Origin of the sequence: Polaromonas sp. (assembly GCF_043778355.1) — a bacterium.
Lineage (GTDB): Bacteria > Pseudomonadota > Gammaproteobacteria > Burkholderiales > Burkholderiaceae_C > Polaromonas.
The window spans coordinates 1-3,114 of record NZ_JAYWHI010000065.1 but is presented as its reverse complement, the minus strand read 5'-3'; the positions used below and the strand labels follow the sequence as shown (position 1 = coordinate 3,114).

General features: G+C 55.3%; 3 protein-coding genes. 2 read left to right on the top strand and 1 reads right to left on the bottom strand.

Going from position 1 to position 3,114, the window contains the following annotated elements; genetic code table 11:
* Together ACH2CW_RS10170 and ACH2CW_RS10165 are read left to right on the top strand one after the other, a co-directional pair.
* Positions 1 to 722: ABC transporter ATP-binding protein (locus ACH2CW_RS10170; RefSeq protein WP_395057703.1), on the top strand; the 722-nt coding region annotated here is incomplete at its 5' end.
* Positions 723 to 736: 14 nt separating this feature from the next.
* The gene (locus ACH2CW_RS10165) at positions 737 to 1,453 is read left to right on the top strand and encodes an ABC transporter ATP-binding protein (RefSeq protein WP_395057701.1); all 717 of its coding nucleotides are present in this window, start codon (positions 737 to 739) and stop codon (positions 1,451 to 1,453) included.
* 753 nt (positions 1,454 to 2,206) lie between these two features.
* Here ACH2CW_RS10165 and ACH2CW_RS10160 read toward each other — a convergent pair.
* Positions 2,207 to 3,114 (bottom strand): Bug family tripartite tricarboxylate transporter substrate binding protein (locus tag ACH2CW_RS10160; RefSeq protein ID WP_395057699.1); only part of this gene is annotated, 908 nt, incomplete at its 5' end.

Below are 3,114 nucleotides of genomic sequence, written 5' to 3'. Positions count from 1 at the left end.
GCGGCTTGCAGGCACTGAGCGATGTCGGCATCCACATTGAACGCGGCCAGGTATACGGGCTGATCGGGCCGAACGGCGCGGGTAAAACCACCTTTTTTAACGTTCTGACTGGCCTTTACACGCCCGACAGCGGCACCTTTGAGCTGGCAGGCAAGCCCTACAAGCCCACAGCAGTCCATGAAGTGGCGAAAGCCGGCATTGCCCGTACGTTTCAAAACATCAGGTTGTTTGCCGAGATGACAGCGCTTGAAAATGTCATGGTGGGACGACACATCCGCACTAAGTCCGGTTTGTTGGGTGCAATATTTCGCACACCAAGTTTTAAAAACGAAGAAGCCGCTATTGCCAAACGCTCGCAAGAACTGCTCGACTACGTGGGCATCGGCAAATACGCTGACTACAAAGCGCGCACGCTTAGCTATGGAGACCAGCGCCGTTTGGAAATTGCCAGAGCCCTGGCCACCGACCCGCAACTGATTGCCCTGGACGAGCCCGCCGCCGGCATGAACGCCACTGAAAAAGTCCAGCTGCGCGAGCTGATTGACCAGATTCGCAAAGACAACCGCACCATCTTGCTGATTGAGCACGACGTGAAGCTGGTAATGGGTTTGTGTGACCGCGTCACGGTGCTCGATTACGGCAAGCAAATTGCTGAGGGGCTACCGTCCGAGGTGCAAAAAAATGAAAAAGTAATAACCGCCTATTTGGGCTCCGGGCATTAGGCGGACAAAAAAAGATGACAACCACACTCCTGAAAATCACAGGCCTGCAAGTGGCTTATGGCGGCATCAAAGCCGTTAAAGGTGTTGACCTGCACGTCAATGAGGGCGAGCTGGTCACGCTGATTGGCTCGAACGGCGCGGGTAAGACCACCACCATGAAAGCCATCACCGGCACACTGCCGCCAGCCGCAGGCGACATTGAATACCTGGGTAAGAATATCAAGGGTAAGGGCGCCTGGGACCTGGTCAAAGACGGCCTTGCCATGGTGCCCGAAGGGCGCGGCGTGTTTGCGCGCATGACCATCATTGAGAATTTGCAGATGGGCGCTTACATTCGCAATGACAAAGCCGAGATTGCAGCGGATATGGAAAAAATGTTCACCATTTTCCCGCGCCTGCGTGAACGTAAAGACCAGCTGGCCGGCACCATGAGCGGCGGTGAGCAACAAATGCTGGCCATGGGCCGCGCGCTGATGAGCCGCCCAAAGGTGCTGCTGCTCGACGAACCCTCAATGGGTTTGTCGCCCATCATGGTGGACAAAATATTTGAGGTGGTGCGAGACGTGGCGGCGCAGGGCGTAACGATTTTGCTGGTCGAGCAGAACGCCAGCCGTGCGCTGGGCATTGCGCATCGTGGCTATGTGATGGAGTCGGGCATTGTGACGATGAATGGGGATGCCAAAGAGTTGTTGAATGATCCGAGGGTTAGGGCGGCTTATCTGGGGGAGTGAATTGGGCTGTGGCGCTTTATATTCGGGCGCGAGTAGCTCTTGAATTTATAGCGGATTACTTTGTTGAGAGTGCCGGGAGTCGCCCGGCTGCGAGTCACTTTCTTTTGCTTCGCCAAAAGAAAGTAACCAAAGAAAAGGCGACCCGCAGTCTGAGTCCCTACGCTGCGCTTCGGGCACGCTGCGGTGCTCGTTCAAAGTGGGGTCAATCGCAAACTCGCTTCGCTCAAACAAGTGCTTGCCCTGATCCACTTTGCCCTGCGCACCTCACCTCAGCCAGGACGGGGTTGGGGAAAGGGATTCGGATGCGGGTGCAGCCCTCACTCTAACCCTCTCCCAAAGGGAGAGGGCACAAACACACGAACGGCTCACAGAATACCGCATTACTCCCTCTCCCTCCGGGAGAGGGCAGGGGTGAGGGCATCCCCAATCCCGCACCCGAATCCACTTTTCCACCCCGTCCTGGCTGGGCTTGAAAAAGCTGAAGGAGACGGATAAAAAATCTAGATGTCCGACGACAGCGAAGCTGGCTAGTTTCTAGATTTTCCGGCTCCTTCAGCTTTTTCAAGGAACCGCAAAGCGGCCCAGACTGCGGGGCGCCTTTTCTTTTGCTTACTTTGCTTTTGGCGAAGCAAAAGAAAAGTGAGTTGCCGCCGGGCAACCCCCGGCAACCACGTGAAAGCTAAATACGCTATGAATTAAGAAGCTGTTCACTCCGGTATTCATTAGGCTACAGGCCAAAAATTAGAAATAAACTCAATCAACCTTAGCCCCAGAAGCCTTAACAACCTTCTCATACTTAACCAATTCACTCTTCATAAACGCGCCAAACTGCTCGGGTGAATTTCCTACAGGCTCAGCCATCAACGCAGCAAACCGCGCCTTCGCTTCAGGTGAATTCAAAGCCGCTACAAACGCAGCATTCAATTTGGCCACCACATCTGGCGGCGTAGCAGCTGGCGCTACCAGCCCCCACCACGTGTCAATCTCAAAACCCTTGAAAGTATCGGCAATCGGCGGTACGTCAGGCAACAACGCGCTGCGCTGGGCAGTTGTTACCGCCAGGGCTTTCAATTTGCCTGCCCTGATGTTGGCGGCTGCCGTGGCCAGGTTGTCAATATTGAAGTCGACCTGACCGCTAAGCAGGCCGAGTTGCGCCGGGTTACCGCCGTTATACGGGATGTGAACCGCAAAAATACCCGCTTGTGCTTTGAACATTTCACCCGCCAAATGGCCTGCACTACCGTTACCGCCGCTGCCGTAGTTCAGCTTGGCCGGATTGGCCTTGGCGTATTTGATCAGGTCAGCCAGCGTGTTGATTTTTAAACGCGCTGCGGTGTCGGCATTCATCACCAGCACGTTTGGCACGCGCAGCATTTGCGTGATCGGTGCAAAGTCTGTTGCTGCGTTGTAAGGCATTTTGCTGTACAGCCACGGGTTGATGGCGTGCGTGGCTACGGCCGCTATGCCGATGCTCAAGCCATCGGGTGCTGCCTTGGCGATAGCATCAGCACCAATGTTGCCGCCGCCACCAGGCCGGTTTTCAATGATGACCGTACCCAGCGTGTCTTTTACACGTTCTGCCATCAGCCGTGCCGTTACGTCAATCGGGCCACCCGCGGCATAGGGCACGATGATGCGCATGACTTTAGGCTGTGCCGATG